17 protein-coding genes are annotated in these 19588 nt (G+C 72.7%); 9 read left to right on the top strand and 8 right to left on the bottom strand.

Features of this window, described 5'->3' with window-relative positions:
- Positions 1 to 63: 63 nt before the first annotated feature.
- Positions 64 to 1131, bottom strand: coding sequence for a hypothetical protein (locus G4Z16_RS19505; protein ID WP_197352014.1), 1068 nt, complete (start codon positions 1129 to 1131; stop codon positions 64 to 66).
- A 97-nt stretch (positions 1132 to 1228) separates the two neighbouring features.
- Here G4Z16_RS19505 and G4Z16_RS19500 point away from each other — a divergent pair, with 97 nt between their 5' ends.
- On the top strand, positions 1229 to 2230 hold the full coding sequence (locus tag G4Z16_RS19500) for an aldo/keto reductase (protein ID WP_197352013.1): 1002 nt from the start codon (positions 1229 to 1231) through the stop codon (positions 2228 to 2230).
- A 201-nt stretch (positions 2231 to 2431) separates the two neighbouring features.
- Here the strand turns inward: G4Z16_RS19500 and G4Z16_RS19495 are convergent, their stop codons facing one another.
- From G4Z16_RS19495 to G4Z16_RS19485, 3 genes are all read right to left on the bottom strand, one after another.
- Positions 2432 to 3067, bottom strand: coding sequence for a 2'-5' RNA ligase family protein (locus tag G4Z16_RS19495; protein ID WP_197352012.1), 636 nt, complete (start codon positions 3065 to 3067; stop codon positions 2432 to 2434).
- A 103-nt stretch (positions 3068 to 3170) separates the two neighbouring features.
- Positions 3171 to 4625 (bottom strand): MFS transporter, encoded by a 1455-nt coding sequence (locus G4Z16_RS19490; RefSeq protein WP_197352011.1) that lies wholly within the window; start codon positions 4623 to 4625, stop codon positions 3171 to 3173.
- 96 nt (positions 4626 to 4721) lie between these two features.
- Complete coding sequence (locus G4Z16_RS19485) at positions 4722 to 5189, bottom strand: MarR family winged helix-turn-helix transcriptional regulator (protein WP_197352010.1); 468 nt, start codon at positions 5187 to 5189, stop codon at positions 4722 to 4724.
- A 137-nt stretch (positions 5190 to 5326) separates the two neighbouring features.
- Here G4Z16_RS19485 and G4Z16_RS19480 point away from each other — a divergent pair, with 137 nt between their 5' ends.
- The 5 genes from G4Z16_RS19480 to G4Z16_RS19460 all read left to right on the top strand — a co-directional run bounded on the left by G4Z16_RS19480 (position 5327) and on the right by G4Z16_RS19460 (position 9946).
- Positions 5327 to 5572: a ribbon-helix-helix protein, CopG family gene (locus G4Z16_RS19480; protein ID WP_197352009.1), complete on the top strand. Its 246-nt coding sequence runs from the start codon at positions 5327 to 5329 to the stop codon at positions 5570 to 5572.
- Between the two features lie 124 nt (positions 5573 to 5696).
- Complete coding sequence (locus G4Z16_RS19475; protein WP_197352008.1) at positions 5697 to 5954, top strand: DUF2530 domain-containing protein; 258 nt, start codon at positions 5697 to 5699, stop codon at positions 5952 to 5954.
- Positions 5955 to 6128: 174 nt separating this feature from the next.
- Positions 6129 to 6857: an antibiotic biosynthesis monooxygenase gene (locus tag G4Z16_RS19470; RefSeq protein WP_197352007.1), complete on the top strand. Its 729-nt coding sequence runs from the start codon at positions 6129 to 6131 to the stop codon at positions 6855 to 6857.
- A 227-nt stretch (positions 6858 to 7084) separates the two neighbouring features.
- On the top strand, positions 7085 to 7378 hold the full coding sequence (locus G4Z16_RS19465) for an ANTAR domain-containing protein (RefSeq protein WP_197352006.1): 294 nt from the start codon (positions 7085 to 7087) through the stop codon (positions 7376 to 7378).
- 21 nt (positions 7379 to 7399) lie between these two features.
- The gene (locus G4Z16_RS19460) at positions 7400 to 9946 is read left to right on the top strand and encodes an HAD-IC family P-type ATPase (RefSeq protein ID WP_197352005.1); all 2547 of its coding nucleotides are present in this window, start codon (positions 7400 to 7402) and stop codon (positions 9944 to 9946) included.
- 66 nt (positions 9947 to 10012) lie between these two features.
- On the opposite strand, the gene G4Z16_RS19455 is transcribed toward G4Z16_RS19460, so the two are convergent.
- From G4Z16_RS19455 to G4Z16_RS19440, 4 genes are all read right to left on the bottom strand, one after another.
- Complete coding sequence (locus G4Z16_RS19455; RefSeq protein ID WP_197352004.1) at positions 10013 to 10918, bottom strand: phosphotransferase; 906 nt, start codon at positions 10916 to 10918, stop codon at positions 10013 to 10015.
- Positions 10919 to 10968: 50 nt separating this feature from the next.
- On the bottom strand, positions 10969 to 11613 hold the full coding sequence (locus G4Z16_RS19450; protein ID WP_197352003.1) for a dihydrofolate reductase family protein: 645 nt from the start codon (positions 11611 to 11613) through the stop codon (positions 10969 to 10971).
- Between the two features lie 108 nt (positions 11614 to 11721).
- A complete protein-coding gene (locus G4Z16_RS19445) occupies positions 11722 to 14871 on the bottom strand; it encodes a sacsin N-terminal ATP-binding-like domain-containing protein (protein ID WP_197352002.1) in 3150 nt (1049 codons plus the stop codon).
- Between the two features lie 315 nt (positions 14872 to 15186).
- Entirely contained in the window at positions 15187 to 16239 is a 1053-nt protein-coding gene (locus G4Z16_RS19440) for a DUF3027 domain-containing protein (RefSeq protein WP_197352001.1), read from the bottom strand.
- 302 nt (positions 16240 to 16541) lie between these two features.
- Here G4Z16_RS19440 and G4Z16_RS19435 point away from each other — a divergent pair, with 302 nt between their 5' ends.
- The 3 genes from G4Z16_RS19435 to G4Z16_RS19425 are packed head-to-tail and all read left to right on the top strand — an operon-like array spanning position 16542 to position 19530.
- Complete coding sequence (locus G4Z16_RS19435; protein ID WP_197354760.1) at positions 16542 to 17951, top strand: MFS transporter; 1410 nt, start codon at positions 16542 to 16544, stop codon at positions 17949 to 17951.
- A 29-nt stretch (positions 17952 to 17980) separates the two neighbouring features.
- Positions 17981 to 18646, top strand: coding sequence for a futalosine hydrolase (locus tag G4Z16_RS19430; RefSeq protein ID WP_197352000.1), 666 nt, complete (start codon positions 17981 to 17983; stop codon positions 18644 to 18646).
- On the top strand, positions 18643 to 19530 hold the full coding sequence (locus G4Z16_RS19425) for a 1,4-dihydroxy-6-naphtoate synthase (RefSeq protein ID WP_197351999.1): 888 nt from the start codon (positions 18643 to 18645) through the stop codon (positions 19528 to 19530). The genes G4Z16_RS19430 and G4Z16_RS19425 overlap by 4 nt, the downstream gene beginning before the upstream one ends.
- Positions 19531 to 19588: the final 58 nt, after the last annotated feature.

Here is a 19588-nt window from a genome sequence, read left to right as displayed (position 1 = left end):
CGTACGAACGGCGTCCGGGCCCGCCTCATGCGCGCATGCGGTCTGCCTCAGCGCGGTGCGGTCTCAGCCGCGCCGCCGGAACAGCCGCCGCAGCATCGTCCACAGCACGACGACCACCGCCACCGCCGTCCCGCCGATGACGACCTTCTTCTCGCTGAGCTCGCCCTCGTCACCGCCGCTCGCGGCGCCGCCGCCCTTCGCTCCGCCGTCCGCCTCGCGCTCACCGGCCGGGACGCTGTCGGGCAGCAACTCCCCGTCCAGTTCCAGCGGGTCGACGGTGCTGCCCTTGCCCTCCGAACCGCACATCAGCGTGCGCCCGTCGCCGGTGAAGGTGACCGACTCGCCCTGCCCGGCCACGGGCACGCTGACGGGGGTGTCGAGCGCCTCCGGCTTCCCGTTGCGCCAGCGGAACATCTCGCCGCCGAAGTAGCCGCGCAGCACCAGCCGCGTCCCGTCCGGCGAGAAGGCGCCGTCCGTCGCCCAGACCTCCGTACGGGCGACGCGGCTGAAGGTGTTCACGCCGGACGGTGACAGCTGTTCGGGCCCGGCGTAGATCGCGCCCTTCTTGTTCTGGCTCTTGCTGGCGATGTAGACGCGGCCCGTCTTCGGATGGACCATCAGCGACTCGGCGTCGCGGGGCCCGTCGGCGTAGCGCACCGTGTAGCGGGTGGGGGTCACCGTCACGTCGCCGAGTTTCTCCGGCTCGTGGAAGCGGTAGATCCACACCTCGCTCCAGCCGCCGTTCAGGTTGTCGCCGATGTCGCCGACATACACGTCGCCACCGGGGCCCGTGGAGATCGCCTCCAGATCACGCGGGTCGATGCCCTTGAGGGTGACGGTGGCGACGGTCCTGCCGGTGGAGGAGTCGACGGCGTAGATGTACGGGCCGTCGTCGGAGTCGTTGTGCGTCCAGTAGACGCCCTTGTGCGTACGGCTGGCCGCCAGCCCGCTCGACTCGGTGATGCGGGGATCCTTGATGCGGAAGGATCCCTGGCCCTCCTCGCCCCCCGCCCTCGCTCCGGGCGGACCGGCCGCCGCCGCTGCGGCCCCCGTCGCCGACGCCAATGCGAGCAGCCCCGCCGCTCCCCCGACCCCCACTGCCGCTACGGCGCGGCGCCAAAGCACAGACATGGTCACAGTCTCCCGTACCGCTGGGGGTACTCCCAGGCCGCCGGCTCCGGCGGAGGCCCTTGCTTCGAGCCCGCTCCAACGGCTTGGCTCTACAGCCATGGAGTACACGCAGCTTGGCCGCACCGGCCTCAGGGTCAGCCGGATCGTCCTGGGGACGATGAACTTCGGACCGCAGACGGACGAGGCCGGCAGTCACGCCATCATGGACGCGGCGCAGAGCGCGGGCGTCAACTTCTTCGACACCGCCAACGTGTACGGCTGGGGCCCCGACAAGGGCCGCACCGAGGAGATCATCGGCACCTATTTCGCCAAGGGCGGGGGCCGCCGCGAGCGGACCGTACTGGCCACCAAGGTGTTCGGGAGCATGGCCGCGGAGGGCGACAGCACGCCCAACCAGGACCGGCTCTCCGCGCTCAACATCCGGCGGGCCGTCGACGCGAGCCTCAAGCGGCTGCAGACCGACCACATCGACCTCTACCAGTTCCACCACGTGGACCGCAGGACGCCCTGGGAGGAGATCTGGCAGGCCGTCGACGTCCTGATCCAGCAGGGCAAGATCATCTACGCGGGCTCCTCCAACCACGCGGGCTGGCACATCGCGCAGGCCAACGAGACGGCGGCACGGCGCGGCACGTACGGGCTCGTCAGCGAGCAGTGCCTGTACAACCTCGCCGAACGCCGCGCCGAGATGGAGGTGATCCCGGCGGCGCAGAGCTACGGCCTGGGCGTGATCCCGTGGTCGCCGCTGCACGGCGGCCTGCTCGGCGGCGCGATCCGCAAGGCGGCGGACGGGTCCGGCGGCACGGGACGCACCGGGAAGGGGCGCTCGGCGGACGCGCTGGGGAGGCCCGAGGTCCGCGAACAGATCCAGCGGTACGAGGACCTGCTCTCCGAGCACGGCCTCGACCCGGGCGAGACCGCACTGGCCTGGCTGCTGACACGGCCGGGCGTGACCGGACCGATCGTCGGCCCGCGCACACCGGAGCAGCTGGACTCGGCGCTGCGCGCGGTGGAGTTGCAGCTCGACGACGGGCTGCTCGCCTCGCTCGACGAGATCTTCCCCGGCCCGGGCCCGTCACCGGAGGCGTTCGCCTGGTAGGCGGCACGACAGCAGTCGTCCCGTGCCCGCCGAGCGCGGGCACGGGGCTGATCCCGGGCGTCCGGGCTCCACGGCCTCTCGGCAGACGCTAGGCGCCGACCGCTGCTGCGACGGCCACCACGATGAGCATCAGCACGAGCACACCGCTCACGATGCGCGTCCTCGTCTTGGTATTCACGCCCCCAACGGTAACCAAGGCCGTCACCCGCCCAGCGGCCAGGCCGCGATCTGCTCGTAACGGGGCTGGTCCCCCGGCTCACCGCTGTCCGGCAGATTGCTGCGCACGAGCGCCAGTTCACCCGCTGTCCAGGGCTCACCCGCGAACTCGTCGAGCGCCGCGGTGTACGGACGCAGATCGAACGGCTGCGACCTGGAGCGGGCCAGCGTCAGATGTGCGCGGAACCTGTGGGGCTCGTCCGTGCCCAGGCCGATGCGGCGTCCGGCGGCGGCGGTGGTCGCGGCGAGCCGCCGTACGCCCTCGCCGTCGGGGCGGTGGCCCGCGTTCTCGGCCGCCCCGGGGTGCGCGCCGTCGGCGTCGGAGGGGGCGCCGGTGACCGCGGCCCACAGCGAACGGTGGCCGAAGTGCCCGCCGCCCGCGATCCGCAGCCGCAGCGGCCGGCCGCGACGGGCCGCCCGCGAGAGCCGTTCGCGCAGCCCGTCCAGCTGCCCTTCGCCGACCTCGCCGTAGAAGGCGAGCGTGATGTGCCAGTTGGCGCGGTGGGTCCAGCGCAGTTGCCCGGCGCGGTCCATGGCACGCAACTCCGCGACCTTGTCGGCGAGTTGACCGGATGCGTCGAGCACGTGGTCCGGGGGCAGCAGGGCCGTGAAGAGTCTCATGTCCCCAGCATGCCGCCGCCGGGAGCGCCACCGTCGGGCTCCCCGGCCCGCGACGGCGGCGCTACGACGGCACTACGGCAACAGGGCCGCGCTCGCCCGTCGCCTACGCGGCGGAGGTCACCCTCTCCCGCTCGGCGCCGGCGGCCTCCCGCTCCACGAACCTGACGTGCCGGTGACCGCGCCGCAGGTCCACGCGGAGCCGCAACCCCGCGCCACGTGCCAGCGCCAGACCCACGCCGACGGCGACCACGGCGGAGATCACGCCGCCGGAGAGGAAGCCGATCCGGGGACCGAAGGTGTCGGTGACCCAGCCCATGAGCGGCCCGCCGATGGGCGTACCTCCCATGAAGACCATCATGTAGAGGCTCATCACACGGCCCCTCATCGCCGGGTCGGAGGCCAGTTGCACGCTGGAGTTGGCGGTGACGTTGAAGGTCAGGCTCATGATCCCGATCGGCGCCATCAGGGCGGCGAAGAGCCAGAAGGACGGGGAGAGCGCCGCGGCGGTCTCCAGGAGACCGAAGACCAGCGCCGCCCCTGCCATCAGCCGCATGCGGGTCGCCCGCCGCCGGGCGGACAGCAGCGCCCCGGCCACCGAGCCGACGGCCATGAGGGTGTTGAGCAGCCCGTACGTCCCGGCGCCCTCCTGGAAGACCCGGTCGGTGAACGCGGTCAGCCAGATCGGGAAGTTGAAGCCGAAGGTGCCGACGAAGCCGACGAGGACGATCGGCCAGATCAGCTCGGGATGGCTGCGGACATAGGTCAGCCCTTCCCGCAGCTGGCCCTTGCTGCGCGGCACGCGCTCGATGCTGTGCAGCTCGCTGGTACGCATCAGCAGCAGACCGGTGAGCGGCGCGATGAAGGACAGGCCGTTGAAGAGGAACGCCCAGCCGCTGCCGACGGCGGAGATCATCACGCCCGCGATGGCCGGCCCGACGAGGCGGGCGCTCTGGAAGTTCGCGGAGTTGAGCGAGACCGCGTTGCCTATCTGCTCGGGGCCGACCATCTCCGAGACGAACGTCTGCCGTGTCGGGTTGTCGAGCACCGTCGCGAGGCCGAGCACGAAAGCGAGTGCGTAGACGTGCCAGACGTGCACCTGGCCGCTGAGCGTCAGGGCCGCCAGCACCAGTCCCGTCAGCCCCATGACGGACTGCGTGATCAGGAGGAGCCGGCGCTTGTCGCACCTGTCGGCGATGACCCCGCCGTAGAGGCCGAAGAGCAGCATGGGCAGGAACTGCAGGGCCGTGGTGATGCCCACGGCGGTGGCTGATCCGGTGAGGCTGAGCACCAGCCAGTCCTGGGCGATGCGCTGCATCCAGGTGCCGGTGTTCGAGACGGCCTGGCCGGCGGCGAAGAGCCGGTAGTTGCGGATGCGCAGCGACGAGAACATCGAGGGCCTGGAGGCGGGCTTGTTCTGTGCGTCCGGGGTGTTCCGGTGCGGCTGCCCCTCCGGGCCGTTCTGGCCGTTCGCCGCCGCGTCCGGCCGGTGGCCGGGTGGTTCGTTCCGTGGCTTGTCATCTGGTGCGGGTGCGGAATCTGTTCCGTGGCCCGTACTCAAATCGCCTTCGCCTCCTCGTTCGTCGCGTCCGTTCGTCTCCGTCTTGCCGTACTGCTCCTCACGGGTGTGCCGCAGGCCCGGACAGGGCTCCCCCGGCTACGAGTGCGCCAGCTTCTCCAGCACCGGTGCCGCGGCGCGCAGCCGCTCCCATTCGTCATCGTCGAGGCGACCCGCCAGTTCGGCCAGCCAGGCATTCCGCTTCTCGCGGCTGGCGGCGAGCATCGACTCGGCCCGCTCCGTCTGCGTGACCGTCTTCTGGCGGCGGTCGTCGGGGTGCGGCTCCAGCCGGACCAGCCCCTTCGCCTCCAGCATGGCGACGATGCGGGTCATCGACGGCGGCTGGACGTGCTCCTTGCGGGCCAGTTCGCTGGGCGTCGCGGAGCCGCAGCGGGCGAGCGTGCCCAGTACGGACATCTCCGTCGGGCTCAGCGACTCGTCGACCCGCTGGTGCTTCAGGCGCCGCGAGAGGCGCATGACGGCGGTGCGCAGTGAGTTCACCGCTGCCATGTCGAGGTCGCTCGCAGCGCCCGCGCCGACCGTGCGGCGCTCGGAGGGTTCCGGCATGTTGTTAGCGTAACTCATTACCTCCTCTAAAGAATAGGAGGGGAGCCAGTCACGCCCTGTCTACCTGCTCACACATACGAGTGACATCGCACGGAAATCTGACACATCACCCCCGGCCCGCCCGGGACCGTTGACTCATGACTTCGACGACCTCGAAGGTGCTCAGCCTGCGGATGGACGGCGAACTGTTCGACCGGCTGCACACCCACGCCGCCAAGCGCGGCATGAGCGTTCAGGACTACGTGGTCCGTGCGCTCGTGCGCGACGACTTCGACGAACGGCTCCAGACATCCGTGGAGGAGGCGGATCGCTTCTTCTCCTCGGCGGGCAGGAGAGGCCGGCTCGCCACACGCCCGGAGCATGCTCGATCGGGTCGAGCATGAAGTGGACGAGGAAGCAGCCGCCGACGTTCAGCAGCCACGCCCCTCGATAGGCTGTGCCCTGCCGGCGGCGCACGATCGGGCGCCGGTCCTGCGAGCGCGAGAGGAAGCTGCGGCAATGGGCCTCATGAACCGGTGGACCGACGGCCAGCGCGAGGCCCCCGAGCCGCTCGAGGGCCCGGTCAGGGGCACGGTCCTGGTCGGCACCGGCCTCTGGTTCGTCCTCTTCCTCGCCCAGCTCCCCTTCTACGGCTGGTACGAGGACCACGGGCACACCTGGTTCATCTGGACCTGCGGCGCGGGCGGCGGACTCGGCCTGATCGGTCTCTGGTACGTGCTGGCCCGCGAGCGGGCCATGAAGCGGGACGCAAGCGACTCCGCCTGACGGCACCCTCCCCCGGCACCCGGCTCCGGCCACCCCGAGCCGCCGCTCACAGGGCACGCGGTACGGGCGAGCCCGCCCGGCTCCGGCCGGCTTCCTTGACTTCAACGAGGGTTGAAGTACGAGCGTGGAGCGCGATCGCACCGTCCACGACCGCACGACCGGAGGCAACCGGCCATGACCGTACGCACCACGGAGCGCCCCGACCCCGAACGGGAGGACTCCCGCTTCGCCTTCTTCAGCAAGTGGCGGCTGTCCGCGCCCCGCGGCCCCGAAGACCCGCCAGGCAGCGGCGGGATCCAGGCGGCCCTCGACGCGATCGCCGCCGTCTGGGAGCGCGAGCCCTGGCCGTCGCCGGGTCTCCTCGGCTACCACCTCTGCACGGGTGAGGACGGCGAGACCCTGCTGCACTACTCGCAGTGGGCCGACGAGGACGCCTACGAGACCTACGTCCGCGACCACCGCCAGACCCGCGTGGACGAGATCGACGCCGCCGTCCCGGGCATCGAGCGCCTCGGCATCGGCCGCTTCCAGCTCTACCGCAGCGGCACGCTGGACAGCGACGTGCGGACGCCGGGCTGCATCGTCATCGTCGACATCGAATTCGAGGGCCCGGACCCGGATCGTCAACGTGCCTGGGTGGACACGGTGTTCGCGGCGCTGCAGGACGACCCGCAGCTGCCGCGCGGCGGCATCTCGTCCCACTTCCACCTCGGGACGGACGGCACACGGGTGCTGAACTACGCCGAGTGGGAGAGCGCACAGGCGCACATCGCGGCGCTGGAGGCGCCGGGCCGGGGAATCGGCAGTCCGACCGAGCTGTGGAAGCGGGTGCAGGAGTACCCGGGGCTGAAGGGGAGCACCGTCCAGCGCTTCCGGCCGGCCTTCTCGCTCGTGCCCGGCTGACTCACCCGTGCCGGGCCGGCTGGCGGCATCCCTGTCGGGCTGACGGCATCCGGGCCGCTCCGGCCCTCGTCACGCGCCTTTGCCGGACGCGGCCCGCCGCCGTGCGCCGCCCATGCCAACTCCCTTCCACAGCACAGTCATGCGTATGATCACGCGGTAGGGCATATGCCCCTCAGCCCGCTGTGTCAGCGGCGCGCCACGGGTCACCCTGAGCTGAAGGGGCAGGAATGGGCGACGCGGAGAATCCGCATGCCGAGCTGGAGCAGCTTCGACGGGCCATGGCAACACGCCCGGTCATCGACCAGGCTCACGGTGTACTGATGGCGGCCTACCGCTGCACGCCCGACTCCGCGTGGCACGTCCTCGTCGCCGTCTCGCAGCACACCAACACCAAGCTGCACCACGTGGCCGCGGCCCTGGTGGAGACGACGCAGGGCAAGGACCTTCCCGATCACCTGAGCACCGCGCTGCGTGCCGCACTGAAGGCCGCGCCCGAGGATCAAGCAGGGCAAGGCGCGTGAAACGCCCGTAACGTCGGATACATGACGGAGCGGACGGGCACCGCCGCCGGCACGACCCCCGGAGACGACCCGCAGCGCGGTCTCAGCGCCGCGGAAGTGGAGGCGAGGACCGCGCGCGGCGAGATCAACGACGTGCCCGTGCGCAGCAGCCGCTCCCTCACGGACATCGTGCGCGCCAACGTCTTCACGCGCTTCAACGCGATCATCGGCGTCCTCTTCGTGATCATCCTCTTCGTCGGCCCCGTGCAGGACAGCCTCTTCGGGTTCGTGATCATCGCGAACACCCTCATCGGCATCGTGCAGGAGCTGCGCGCGAAGAGGACCCTCGACAACCTGGCCGTCATCGGCGAGGTGAAGCCGGTCGTCAGGCGGGACGGCGCCTCCGTGCGTCTGAGCACCTCGCAGATCGTGCTGGGCGACCTCGTGGAGATCCGGCCGGGCGACAAGTGCGTCGTGGACGGCGAGGTGACCGAGTCCGACAGCCTCGAGATCGACGAGTCGCTGCTGACCGGTGAGGCCGACCCCGTCACCAAGCAGCCCGGCGACCCGGTCATGTCCGGCAGCTTCGTGGTCGCGGGCAGCGGCGCCTTCACCGCCACGCGGGTGGGGCGTGCCGCGTATGCCGCACAGCTGGCCGAGGAGGCCTCCCGCTTCACCCTCGTGCACTCCGAGCTGCGCAGCGGCATCAACGACCTGCTCAAGTACGTCACCTGGGTGATCGTCCCGACCGGGCTGGGGCTCGTCGTCAGCCAGCTCGTCGTCGAGCGGAACGACATCGACAGCGCCGTCCGCCGCATGGTCGGCGGCATCGCACCGATGGTGCCGGAGGGCCTGGTGCTGCTGACGTCGATCGCCTTCGCCATCGGCGTCGTCCGGCTGGGGCGCAGCAAGTGCCTCGTGCAGGAGCTGCCGGCGATCGAGGGGCTCGCGCGCGTGGACATCGTCTGCCTCGACAAGACGGGCACCCTCACCGAGGGAGGCATGGACGTCGCCGAGTTGCGCATCCTCCAGAACGGCAGGGGCAGTACGGACGGCAAGGGCGGCCGTGACGACACCGGCAGTCAGGCTCGCAGGAACGGGCCGGAGGACAGGGACGGCCAGGGGGGCGGAAACCGTGGCGGGGCCGCCGACGCCGCCTATGTGGAGCGGGTGCTCGCGGCCCTCGGCTCGGCCGATCCTCGTCCGAACGCGAGCATGCGGGCCATCGTCGACGCTTATCCCCTCGACGGACGGGACAGCGGCACGGCCTGGCGGACCACGGAGTCGCTGCCCTTCTCCTCGGCCCGCAAGTACAGCGGAGCCACCTTCGTCGAGCAGGACGGCACCCGGCGCACCTGGCTGCTGGGCGCTCCCGACGTCCTTCTGCCCGGCGGCCACCCGGCCCTCACGGACGTCGACGAACTCAGCCGCGAAGGGCTGCGCGTGCTGCTCCTGGCCGGCACCGATCACGTGGCGGACTCCCCGGAAGCCGTCGACGGGGCCGTCCCCGCCGCCCTCGTCGTATTGGAGCAGCGGCTGCGGCCCGACGCCGGTGACACCCTCCACTACTTCGCGGACCAGGACGTCGCCGCGAAGGTCCTCTCCGGCGACAACGCGGTCTCCGTGGGCGCGGTGGCAGGCAAGCTGCGGCTGCGGGGCGCGCAGAATCCCGTCGACGCGGCCCGGCTGCCCCGCGACGCGGCGGGGATCGTGCGCGCCCTGGAGAGCGGCACGGTCTTCGGCAGGGTCTCGCCCCGGCAGAAGCAGACGATGGTCGACGCCCTCCAGGAGCACGGGCACCACGTCGCGATGACGGGCGACGGGGTCAACGACGTGCTGGCGCTCAAGAACGCAGACATCGGCGTCGCCATGGGCACCGGCTCGGAGGCGACGCGTGCCGTCGCCCAGATCGTGCTCCTCGACAACAGCTTCGCCACCCTCCCGTCCGTCGTGGCAGAGGGCCGCCGGGTCATCGGCAACATCGAACGCGTCGCCAACCTCTTCCTCACCAAGACCGTCTACTCGGTGCTGCTGGCGCTGCTGGTGATCCTGTGGCAGGTGCCCTACCCGTTCCTCCCGCGCCATCTGACGCTGCTGTCGTCCCTCACCATCGGCATCCCCGCCTTCTTCCTCGCCCTCGCACCGAACCGGGAGCGTGCGCGGCCCCACTTCGTGCGGAGGGTCATGCGGTACTCCGTACCGGCCGGACTCATCGCGGGGGTGTCGACGTTCGTGACGTATCTGCTGGCCCGTGACCACTATTCGGGACCCGGTTCGCTGGCGGCCGAGACGAGCGTGGCGACGCTGACGCTCTTCCTGATCACGATGTGGGTGCTCGCGATCGTCGCGCGGCCCTACAGCTGGTGGCGTGTCGGGCTCGTGGCCACGATGGGACTGGCCTTCGTGGTCGTGCTGGTGACGCCCACCCTGCAGGACTTCTTCGCGCTGAAGCTGAAGGGCACGGAGATGCCCCTGGCCTCCGTGGCCGTCGCGGTGGCTGCCGGGGTGGCACTGGAGACCGCGTGGCGCCTGCTGAGCCGGCGGCGGGAGGCGTCCGGCGAGGGACGCCTCCCGCTCCACCGCCGCTGACGAACCCGCTGACGAAGGGGTCTGCGTGGACCGGCTGCGCGGGCGGTTCCCCGGAGACCCGCCGCCCTAGAACGCGTACCAGCGCACCGCCGCGTCGCGCTGCCGCAGCGAGTCGACACGTCGAGCGAACTCCCGGACCGCCGCCGGGTTCCCGGGCGCGTGCTGCGCCACCCACGCACAGGCCGCCGCCTCCCGTGCGCCGCGCAGCACCGCGCATCCGGGCCACTCCCGCACGTCCCAGCCGTAGACGCGTACGAAGCCGGAGTAGGAGGCCTCGTCCAGCCCGTAGCGGTCGAGGCTCAGGGCCAGTACCACCAGGTCGTGCTCGCGCAGATCGTCGGAGAAGGTCTCCAGGTCGAGCAGCAGCGGGCCGTCAGGACCGACGTGGACGTTGCGCGGCAGGGCGTCGCCGTGCAGGGGGCCCGGCGGCAGCACGGGGGTCAACTCGGCGACGGCGGACTCGAACTCGTCGCGCCGGGCACGCAGATACGCCGCGTCCGCCGCCGGCACCGCGTCCCCGGCCAGCCGCAGCCAGCGCTCCACGCCGGAGAGCAGATCCCGGCGCGGCAGCGCGAACGGCGGGGCGGGCAGGGCGTGTACGAGCCTGAGCAGTCCGGCGAGGTCCACGGGCACGGCCTCGCGTGCGGGCTCGTCCAGGCGCCGCCAGAAGGTGAGCGGATGGCCGCCGACGACGGTGACGCCGGGCCGGGCGGCACGCACGGCGGGCACCTGATGCTCCTGCAGCCAGTCCGCGACGCGCAGTTCACGCTCGGCGCGCTCCCGGAGCGAGGGGTCTCGGCCGACCCGTACGACGAGGGGTTCGGGGGCGTCCAGTGCGAAGACCGCGTTCTCGCCGAGCGCCAGGAGCCGCGCGTCCTCGGCCCGCTCACCGGCGGACGCGAGCACGGCCCGCGCCCGCGCCTCGGTGAACGGCCTTGCCGCCGGGGCTTCCTTCTCCGTGCCGTCACCCATCGGGGCAGCGTATGCGGTGCCGGCAGGCTCCCACTCGGCGCCCTGGCCTGCTACTTGTCCTGGAAGGGGTCGTCGTCCAGCAGCTCTACAGAGCCGTACTCCGGACGTCCGGCCCGCTCGTAGGTGTGGATGGCGATTCCGGTGGCGGTGGTCGTGGAGTCGGTCAGCTTCATCGCCGTCGGCATCGCCCCCTCCGCGAACAGCCGTCTTCCGTTGCCGAGGACCACGGGGTAGGTCAGCAGCCGGAAGACGTCGATGAGGTCGTGCGCCATCAGGGACTGAGCGAGTGCGCCACTCCCGTGGATCTGGAGCTCGCCGTCCCCCTCCTGCTTCTTCAGCGCCGCGACCTGCTCGGGGACGTTCTCGCCGAGCAGCGTGGTGTTGTGCCAGTCCGCGGACTTCAGCGTCGTGGAAGCCACGTACTTCGGGAGGCTGTTGAGCTTGGTGGCCACCGGGTCGTCGGGGTCGGTGACGCTCGGCCAGTACGAGGCGAAGATCTCGTACGTGCGGCGCCCGAGCACGAAGCCGCCCGCCTCGGCGAAGGTCTTCTCGATGAAGGCCCCCATGCCGGAGTCGAAGTAGGGGACGACCCAGCCACCCTGCTCGAAGCCGCCGCTGGTGTCCTCGCCGGGGCCGCCGGGCGCCTGCATGACGCCGTCGAGGGATACGAACGTGGTGAGCGTGAGAGGAGTCATGCCCTTAGGACCGGCCCGCGGTGCGGAACTCATCGGCTCCGCACCGCGCCCCCCCCGGTGTGGGTCCTGCCACGCGGCGCACGTCACTCGCCTCGCGCCGCACGCCCCTCAGTCGAACCAGCGTGCCCTCTCCAGTTCGGCCACCCGCTGCGGGTCCTCCAGCAGCGCGGCCACCTCGAAACGGCGCGCCCAGCGCCCCGCCGCCCAGGCCAGCCCCGCCGCCACGCCCTCCAGCGTGGCCGCGTGCAGCACACCGTCGGGGGTACGGCGCCATTCCACGTCGGTGCCGTCGACGATCAGCTCGTCGTGCTCGCGGTACGTGAGGGGCGCCCCGGGGAGCAGCACACGCACCGCCTGCGGTACCTCGCGCTCCGTACCCTCTCCGGAGGCGGCCGTGTCGATCCGGCCCTGCACCCGCTCGCTCAGCCGCGGTACCTCCAGGACGGCCGCCAGACCCGCGGCGTTCCGGGGGTCCACCGGCAGCAGTGCCCGGCCGTCCGCCAGCGGCACGAGATCGGGCGCGTCCGCGATCAGCGCCTCGCTTCTCGGGGTGATCCCCACGCCACCCTGCCCGCCGCGCACGGTGCACAACTCCTCGGGCAGCGTGACCTCTTCGGGGTCCATCTCGGCCAGCAGCCCGTACAGTCCGTGCAGTTGGGCGGGGCCGACCTCGGAGTCCGGGTCCGCGAGCCTCTGCAGCAGCTCGGCGGCGCCTCCGGGTTCCTCCAGCAGCGCCGCCGCGGACGTACGGATGCCGAGCGCCCGCAGCACCTGGGCGTCGGCGAAGCCGGAGGCGTCGGCCTCCTCGTAGAGCCCGTCCAGCAGCGGATCCCCGCCTGCCGCGCGCAGCCCCGCGGGGCGCCGCCCGTCCAGCACGGGGTGGCCGCGCAGCCACCAGGCGGTGTACGGGCGGACCGTCTCCGTGACGCCACCGGGGAGCAGCACGCGCACCGGCGCGGTCAGGGCGTCACGCAGCGGCGGCCGGGCCAGCATCGCCAGGGCCTCGGGCCAGCTGTCGTCGTCGACCAGGTCCAGATCGCGCACCGCCACCAGCTCGGAGGCGACCGGCGGCACAGCCACCGTCGACTCGGGAAGCTGGTCCAGCACGTCCTCGCACCAGACGTCGACCGCGTCCAGCAGGCCCACGTCGTCGGGTTCCGCGAAGTCGCCCTCGCGGGGCTCCAGTTCGTCCGGGTCGAGGACGACGTCCGTGGCCCGAACGAGCGCGAAGTCCGCCTGCACACCGACCGCGGTGAGCGGCTGCTCGCCCCATCGCTCCGCCAGCTCACCGTCGCAGGCGGCGAGTTCGCCCTCGCGGATCACGCGCTCGAAGGCGCTGCCGGGGAAGACGAGCTCGCCGGCCGGTGCGATCTCGCCGTCCTCGTCGGGCAGCGCCAGCGCGCCGAGCCACGGCTCGTCGCCGGGCCCGAGCTGCGCGTCGCGTACGAGGCCCAGCACGAGCTCCGCCAACTCCTCGGCGTCCAGGGGCCCTTCACCCTCCTCGCCCAGGCCCGCGTCCCACGCGTCGCCCTCGTCCAGCGACGCGGCGACGGCCGCCCGCACCTGCGGGGTGGTCAGCACGGCGCGCGGTGTCGCACTCGTCGCACCGAGCTTCTCCAGCAGAGGATGCACCGCGTCCTCGTGCGCGACCTTCAGGCCGAGCCGCGCCAGCTGCCCTGCCCTGTCGGCCTCCTCAGGCGCACCGGGCAGCGGCAGCAGCACCTGCCGGGGACCGATCGTCGTCCGCGGCGTCCCTCCTGCCAGCGGCACGGGAAGCCCCGTCAGCCGGTCCGGGTCCACACCGGCCAGCGAGTCGTACAGCCGGCGCCACCACTCGGGGGGCCGCACCACGCCCGCGAGCCGGTCGATCACCTCGCCGAGCGGCACCCGCGCGACGTCCAGCGCGCGCAGCTCCACCCGCCGCTCCATCCCGGCGGGCAGCAGGCTGGGGAACAGCTCCGCCAGCACGCCGACGGTGGCGGCGCCCGCGCCCTCCGCGATCTCCGCCTCGCGCGGCCGCAGCACGACCGCCTCGCCTTCCTCGTCCTTCCCGGCGCCCGCGAGGAACGGCACTCCCGGCAGCTTCGACAGCAGCAACTGCCGCAGCTCACCGTCGAGTTCACCCTTGCCCAGCGGTCCCGGCACCAGGTTCACCACGTCAGCCGTCACGGGTCGCCACTCGCGGAGCAGCTGTACGTAGACGTCGGCGGCACGCTCCAGCAGGAACTCCGTGAGCGGGCCGGGGGCGACGTGGCGGCGGGTCGGTTCCAGCGGGAAGCTCGCGACCAACAGCGCGGGCAGGCCCAGCGGTTCGTCCGTCGGCGTCGGAGCGTGCACGCAGGGTGCCGTGGGAGGCCGTGCGGGACTGCCGTCCTCCACCGGCACCGCCCACGTCACCGACCAAGCGGGACGCATCCGTTCCTCGACGGGACGGTCCTCCAGCAGGGCGTCCCGCGCGATGCCGCTCTCGTGCGCCACGCGCCAGCGCCGCGCCCCGCCGTCGTCGCGGCGCACCTCGACGAACGGCCCGTCCACGTGCCGCGTCAGCGTGCGCACTCCCTCGCCGGTCTCGACGACGACCTCGTCCAGGCCGGGCAGTGTCAGCAGCAGCGCGTCGTCGATCTCCGCGAGCAGCCGCTCCGTCAACTCCCGTGCGCCCGCGTCCCGCAGGGGCAGCACCACTGCGGTGTCGTAGCCCTCCGGTGCGGTGCCCTCGGCGGGCAACGGCAGCCGCAGCAGCGGCACGTGGCCCTCCCGGCGGCGCAACTCCTTCCCGAGCGCGGGCTTTTCGTGTGCCGCCTCGCGCACCATCTCCCGCGCCTCTTCCAGCGACCACCGCACGCCGCCCGTGGCGCCGACGACGGCGGGTTCGTCGCTGACCGCGAGCACCGCGGAGAAGCCGACGCCGAACCGGCCGACTGCCGCCGCGTCTTCGTCGTCGCGCTTCGCCGAGGCGCGCAGCGTCGAGAGCGACTCGACGCCTTCGGCGTCCAGCGGTGCACCACTGTTGGCGACGACGAGCACGTCGTCGCGGAGGGTGAGCCTGAGCCGTCCCTGTGCGTGCGCGCGGGCGGCGGCGTCTGAGGCGTTCTGAGCCAACTCGATGACGAGGCGGTCCCGGTAGCCGCCGAGCGCCAGTTGCTGCTCGGCGTTGGCGTCCTCACGGAAGCGCGCGGGAGAGGCCGTCCAGGCGTCCAGCACACCGCGGCGCAGCCGCGCCGTTCCGAACGTGTCCGCCTGCGGTTCTTGCTGCCCCATCGCCGTCTCCTTCGTCGCGCAACCGGCACCCTCGCCCCGCCGGTGACGGTACGGCATCCCGCAGGCGGCTCATCCTCCGCCGGTTCTCGTCCACCGGGATGCCGTGCGCGGGTGCGCGGTACGGAAGGGGTGCCCTCAGCGAACGCGTCCAGGCACCGGAGCGTGAATCGGACTGCCGGGAGATGCCTCGGCCGCCCTCCGCCGAGAGCACATCGCGGCGCTCGGCGGGGCGGCCGCCGGTGCCTTCAGCGGCTAGAGGCGGGGCCGGCCCCGCCTCCGGTACGCGCCGCGCACCGGAGGCGACTCCCGCGCCGTTCAGGAGAGTTCGTCCGCCTGCGTCTCGTCGATCACCGGTAGCGGCGGCTGGGCAGCCCTCGGCATGAGGGCCGCCTCCGAGTGGCCGCCGCATCCGTACGCCAGGGAGACCACATGGCCGTCCGCCGGGCTGTACTCGTTCGCGCAGACCCCGAACGCCTGGCGCAGCGAGCCCGCGAGCGGCATGAGGAAGCCGCACGTCACGCAGCTCGCCGGCGCGGACTGTGCCATGGCGGTGTCCGGGCCGTACTCGTCCTCCCAGCGGTCGGACGCCGTCTCCAGCCCGTAGCGGGACAGGACGCGGGGGCGGCCCATGCCCAGCTCCTCGGCGACCGCCGCGATCCTGGCGCGCTCGGGTGGCGGGACGATCTCGGGCCGCGGCGCCGCCTCTTCGCCCTCGGGGCCCGCCTCTTCGCCCTCGGGGCCCGCCTCTTCGGCAGGTGCCTCAACGGCGGCTGTCTCGCCGGCAGGAGCTTCTTCGGCGGGCGCTTCCTCCGTTCCCGCCGCGACGTCCGTGGCAGCCGCGACGTCCGTGGCAGCGGCGGAGACGGCGTCGGCCTCGGCGGTACGGGCGTCCGCACCTTCGGCACCCGCGCCCTCGTCCGCGGCGCCCGTCACATCACCGGTGGCCGCCGCGTCACTCGTGCCCGCCGCGTGGCCCGGCACCAGGCGCAGGTCGTCCGCCTCCGTGGGCAGCAGGTCGCCCGGCCCGAGGTCCCCGGGCCGCAGCCGCTCGCTCCACGGGACCCACTCGGGGGCCAGCAGCGCGTCCGGACCGGGAAGGAGAACGGTTTCGTCCAGTGTGACCGCCTTCGCCCGGGATGCCCGGGTCAGCGTCACCGCCCAGCGCCAGCCGCGGTACGCCCACTCCCGGCACTCGAAGAAGTGGGTGACGACGCGGTCCCCGTCGGACACGACCTCGATGTGATCGCCGACCTGCTCGGGCCCCGCGGCGGCCTCCGCCGCCTCGCGCGCGAGCGCGACGGCTTCGGCGCAGAGCCGGTCGGGGACCGGGGCGCGACGGGTACGGCCGCTTCGCGTGGCGGCGGTCATGCAGCACTCACAAGAATCGTCTCTCCTACGCCATAGCGCCGGTATCGGCGTGCACTCCCGTACGGCGGCCGCGACCGACGGTTTCCCCTCCCCGCGGCGGGGAGGCCCCTTGGTTTGCGGACGGAGCGGAACCGGGGAGCCGCTGCGAACGTCCGCGCCCCTCTCGGAGCCGTGCGGAGCGCACCGCCGACCACGCTACCCCACGGAATCGGTGAGCCGTTCCGGAGGGATTCGGTTGCCCGGGGCGCACGAATGTCCGTCCGGCGTGGAGTGTCCGCATCCGTCACCGCCGGTGGGGCAGACTGAAGCTCGTGGCTGCCGAGCCTGGGCGCGGACGTCGTCTGCTTCGTGGGGCCGCGCGTGCCGTGCGACGGCCACCCGCGGCGGTGGCCCGTCGCCTCCGCCGTTTCACTCACGGGGGCGGCGCGGGCGAGTCCGGACTCGGCAAACTCATCGAACTCCACGCGGTCAACTCCGCGGGCGACATGCTGATCACGGTCGCCCTCGCCTCCACGATCTTCTTCTCCGTCCCCACCGGGGAGGCGCGTGGCCGCGTCGCGCTCTATCTCCTCGTCACCATGGCTCCGTTCGCGCTTCTCGCTCCGGTGATCGGGCCGCTCCTGGACAAGGTGCCGCACGGGCGGCGGGCCGCGATGGCCGCGTCGATGCTGGTACGTGCGCTGCTCGCGCTGGCGATGTCGGGTGCGGTGGAGACGGGGCGTCTGGATCTGTATCCGGCGGCGCTGGCCGTGCTCGTCTCGTCCAAGGCGTACGGAGTCGTGCGCTCGGCGGTGGTGCCGAGGCTGCTGCCGCAGACGTTCTCGCTGGTGAAGGCGAATTCGCGGGTCACACTCGCCGGGCTCGTGGCGACGGGTGCGGCGGCCCCGCTCGGGGTGGGGCTGCACCAGTTCGGTTCGGCGCTGCCGCTCTACGGGGCGTTCGCCGTCTTCGTACTGGGCACCGTCCTGTCCTTCTCCCTGCCCGGGAAGGTCGACTCGGCGAAGGGCGAGCGGAAGGCGCGGCTCGCCCCCGCACGGCTCGCGACCGCACGGATCCTGGACGGCCGGACGGACAGGGACGGCCGGGACGAGCGCAACGGCCGGGGCGAGAGACGCCCGGGACTGCGGACGGTGGGTGCCTCCGTCCGCAGTGCGCTGGTGGCCAACTCCTCGCTGCGCGGCCTGTCCGGCTTCCTCACCTTCTTCCTCGCATTCCTCCTGCGCGACCAGCCGCTGACCGGTCTCTCCGGCGCCTTCTCGCTGGGTCTCGTTGCCGTCGCCGCGGGCGGGGGCAACGCGCTGGGCACGGCCATCGGCGCGTGGCTCAAGGCCAGGGCCCCCGAGGTGATCATCGCTGGGGTTCTGGCCTGCGCGCTGGCCGCCGTCGTCACGGCAGCGGCGGTCTACGGGACGGTCACGGTCGCCGCGGTCGCGATGACCGCCGGGATCTCCCAGGCCCTCGGCAAGCTGTCGCTGGACGCGCTGATCCAGCGGGACATGCCCGAGGAGGTCCGCACGTCCGCGTTCGCGCGCTCCGAGACCCTGATGCAGATGTCGTGGGTCGTGGGCGGCGGGCTCGGCATCTCGCTGCCGCTGATCGGACCGCTGGGGATGGGCGTCGGGGCCGTCGTGATCGCCGCGGGCGCCGTGTTCTCCGTACGGAGTCTGCTGCGCGCCGCCAGACACGGCACCCCGCACCCGCGGGTGGCCTGACGGCAGGCACGCACCGCTAGCCTGCGGCCATGCCACCACCGCGGATTCTGATCGTCACAGCCGTCACAGCTGAGCGGGACGCGGTGCTCGCGGGTCTGGAGCGGGGCGACGGGGCGGACGGGGTCGAGGTGCTCGCCGCCGGCGTCGGTCCCGCCGCGGCGGCTGCCGCGACCGCCACCGCGCTCACCTCCGCCGCCTCCCGCGAAGTGCCGTTCTGCCTGGTCGTCTCCGCGGGCATCGCCGGCGGCTTCGGGCAGCCGCTCGGCGGCGCGGTCGTCGCGACGTCGATCGTCGCCGCCGACCTGGGTGCCGACACCCCGGACGGCTTCGCCTCCGTCGCCGACCTGGGCTTCGGCAACGCCGAGCACCGCCCGCCCCCCGCTCTCGTACGGGCCGTGGCACAGGCCGCGGACGCGGCACAGGGACCGGTGCTCACGGTCTCGACGGTGACCGGAACGGACGCCCGCGCCCGGGAGTTGGCCACCCGGCACCCCGGAGCGGTGGCCGAGGCGATGGAGGGATTCGGCGTCGCCGAGGCGGCTGCCGCACACGGCGTACCGGCGCTGGAGCTGCGCACCGTCTCCAACGCCGTCGGCCCCCGCGACCGCGCGGCGTGGCGGATCCCCGAGGCTCTGGCCGCCCTCGGGACCGGATGCGCGGCGATGCTTCCGGTGCTGCGAGCATGGGAGCCATGAGCACCGACGGCAACGGCGGCACCGGCGGCGCGGCCTCCGCGCTGAGCATCGCCTTCTCACCGTGTCCGAACGACACCTTCGTCTTCGACGCCTGGGCGCACGGCCGCGTGCCGGATGCGCCCCCGCTCGACGTCACGTTCGCGGACATCGACATCACCAACGGCATGGCGGAGCGCGGCGAGGGCGATCTGCTGAAGGTCTCGTACGCGATGCTGCCGTGGGTGCTGGACGAGTACGCGCTGCTGCCCTGCGGAGGTGCGCTCGGCCGCGGCTGCGGACCGCTGGTCCTCACCCGTGAGCCGGTGGACCCGGGCTCGCTGAAGGGCAGGACCGTGGCCGTGCCGAGCGAGCGGTCGACGGCGTATCTGCTCTTCCGTCTCTGGGCGGCGGAGGAAGTGCCGGGCGGAGTCGGCGAGGTGGTCGTGCTGCCGTTCCACGAGATCATGCCGGCCGTGCGGGACGGCGCCGTCGACGCCGGCCTGGTGATCCACGAGGCGCGCTTCACGTACCAGGAGTACGGGCTGCACAAGCTCGCCGACATGGGCGAGCACTGGGAGCACACGACGGGTCTGCCCATCCCGCTCGGCGCCATCATCGCCCGCCGCTCGCTGGGCACGCAGACACTGGTGCGGCTCGCGGAGTCGGCACGCCGGTCCGTGCGGATGGCGTGGGAGGACCCGGAGGCGTCACGCCCGTATGTGCTGGAGCACGCGCAGGAGATGGACCCGGCCGTGGTGGACCAGCACATCGGGCTCTACGTCAATGAGTTCACCGCGGACCTCGGTGAGGACGGCATCGCGGCGGTACGCGGGCTGCTGACCCGCGCCGCCGCGGAGGGCCTTGTGCCGCCCATCCGCGACGAGGCTCTCTCCCCCTGGGCCTGACGGCCCGGGTGGGGCCCCTGGGGGCACCTCCCAGGCCGGAGGCTCTGGGGGAGCAGCG

Source organism: Streptomyces bathyalis (assembly GCF_015910445.1).
GTDB lineage: Bacteria > Actinomycetota > Actinomycetes > Streptomycetales > Streptomycetaceae > Streptomyces > Streptomyces bathyalis.
The sequence above is the reverse complement of the archived record's forward strand: the minus strand, read 5'-3'. Positions and strand labels throughout refer to the sequence as shown.

What these genes read in the sequence shown, in the direction of transcription:
- G4Z16_RS19455 (WP_197352004.1), bottom strand. Translation starts at nt 10,918, where the DNA reads ATGGGTGACGGCACGGAGAAGGAAGCCCCGGCGGCAAGGCCGTTCACC.
- G4Z16_RS19470 (WP_197352007.1), top strand. Translation starts at nt 6,129, where the DNA reads ATGACCGTACGCACCACGGAGCGCCCCGACCCCGAACGGGAGGACTCC.
- G4Z16_RS19500 (WP_197352013.1), top strand. Translation starts at nt 1,229, where the DNA reads ATGGAGTACACGCAGCTTGGCCGCACCGGCCTCAGGGTCAGCCGGATC.
- G4Z16_RS19505 (WP_197352014.1), bottom strand. Translation starts at nt 1,131, where the DNA reads ATGTCTGTGCTTTGGCGCCGCGCCGTAGCGGCAGTGGGGGTCGGGGGA.
- G4Z16_RS19445 (WP_197352002.1), bottom strand. Translation starts at nt 14,871, where the DNA reads ATGGGGCAGCAAGAACCGCAGGCGGACACGTTCGGAACGGCGCGGCTG.
- G4Z16_RS19460 (WP_197352005.1), top strand. Translation starts at nt 7,400, where the DNA reads ATGACGGAGCGGACGGGCACCGCCGCCGGCACGACCCCCGGAGACGAC.
- G4Z16_RS19485 (WP_197352010.1), bottom strand. Translation starts at nt 5,189, where the DNA reads ATGCCGGAACCCTCCGAGCGCCGCACGGTCGGCGCGGGCGCTGCGAGC.
- G4Z16_RS19425 (WP_197351999.1), top strand. Translation starts at nt 18,643, where the DNA reads ATGAGCACCGACGGCAACGGCGGCACCGGCGGCGCGGCCTCCGCGCTG.
- G4Z16_RS19450 (WP_197352003.1), bottom strand. Translation starts at nt 11,613, where the DNA reads ATGACTCCTCTCACGCTCACCACGTTCGTATCCCTCGACGGCGTCATG.
- G4Z16_RS19465 (WP_197352006.1), top strand. Translation starts at nt 7,085, where the DNA reads ATGGGCGACGCGGAGAATCCGCATGCCGAGCTGGAGCAGCTTCGACGG.
- G4Z16_RS19475 (WP_197352008.1), top strand. Translation starts at nt 5,697, where the DNA reads ATGAACCGGTGGACCGACGGCCAGCGCGAGGCCCCCGAGCCGCTCGAG.
- G4Z16_RS19430 (WP_197352000.1), top strand. Translation starts at nt 17,981, where the DNA reads ATGCCACCACCGCGGATTCTGATCGTCACAGCCGTCACAGCTGAGCGG.
- G4Z16_RS19495 (WP_197352012.1), bottom strand. Translation starts at nt 3,067, where the DNA reads ATGAGACTCTTCACGGCCCTGCTGCCCCCGGACCACGTGCTCGACGCA.
- G4Z16_RS19480 (WP_197352009.1), top strand. Translation starts at nt 5,327, where the DNA reads ATGACTTCGACGACCTCGAAGGTGCTCAGCCTGCGGATGGACGGCGAA.
- G4Z16_RS19440 (WP_197352001.1), bottom strand. Translation starts at nt 16,239, where the DNA reads ATGACCGCCGCCACGCGAAGCGGCCGTACCCGTCGCGCCCCGGTCCCC.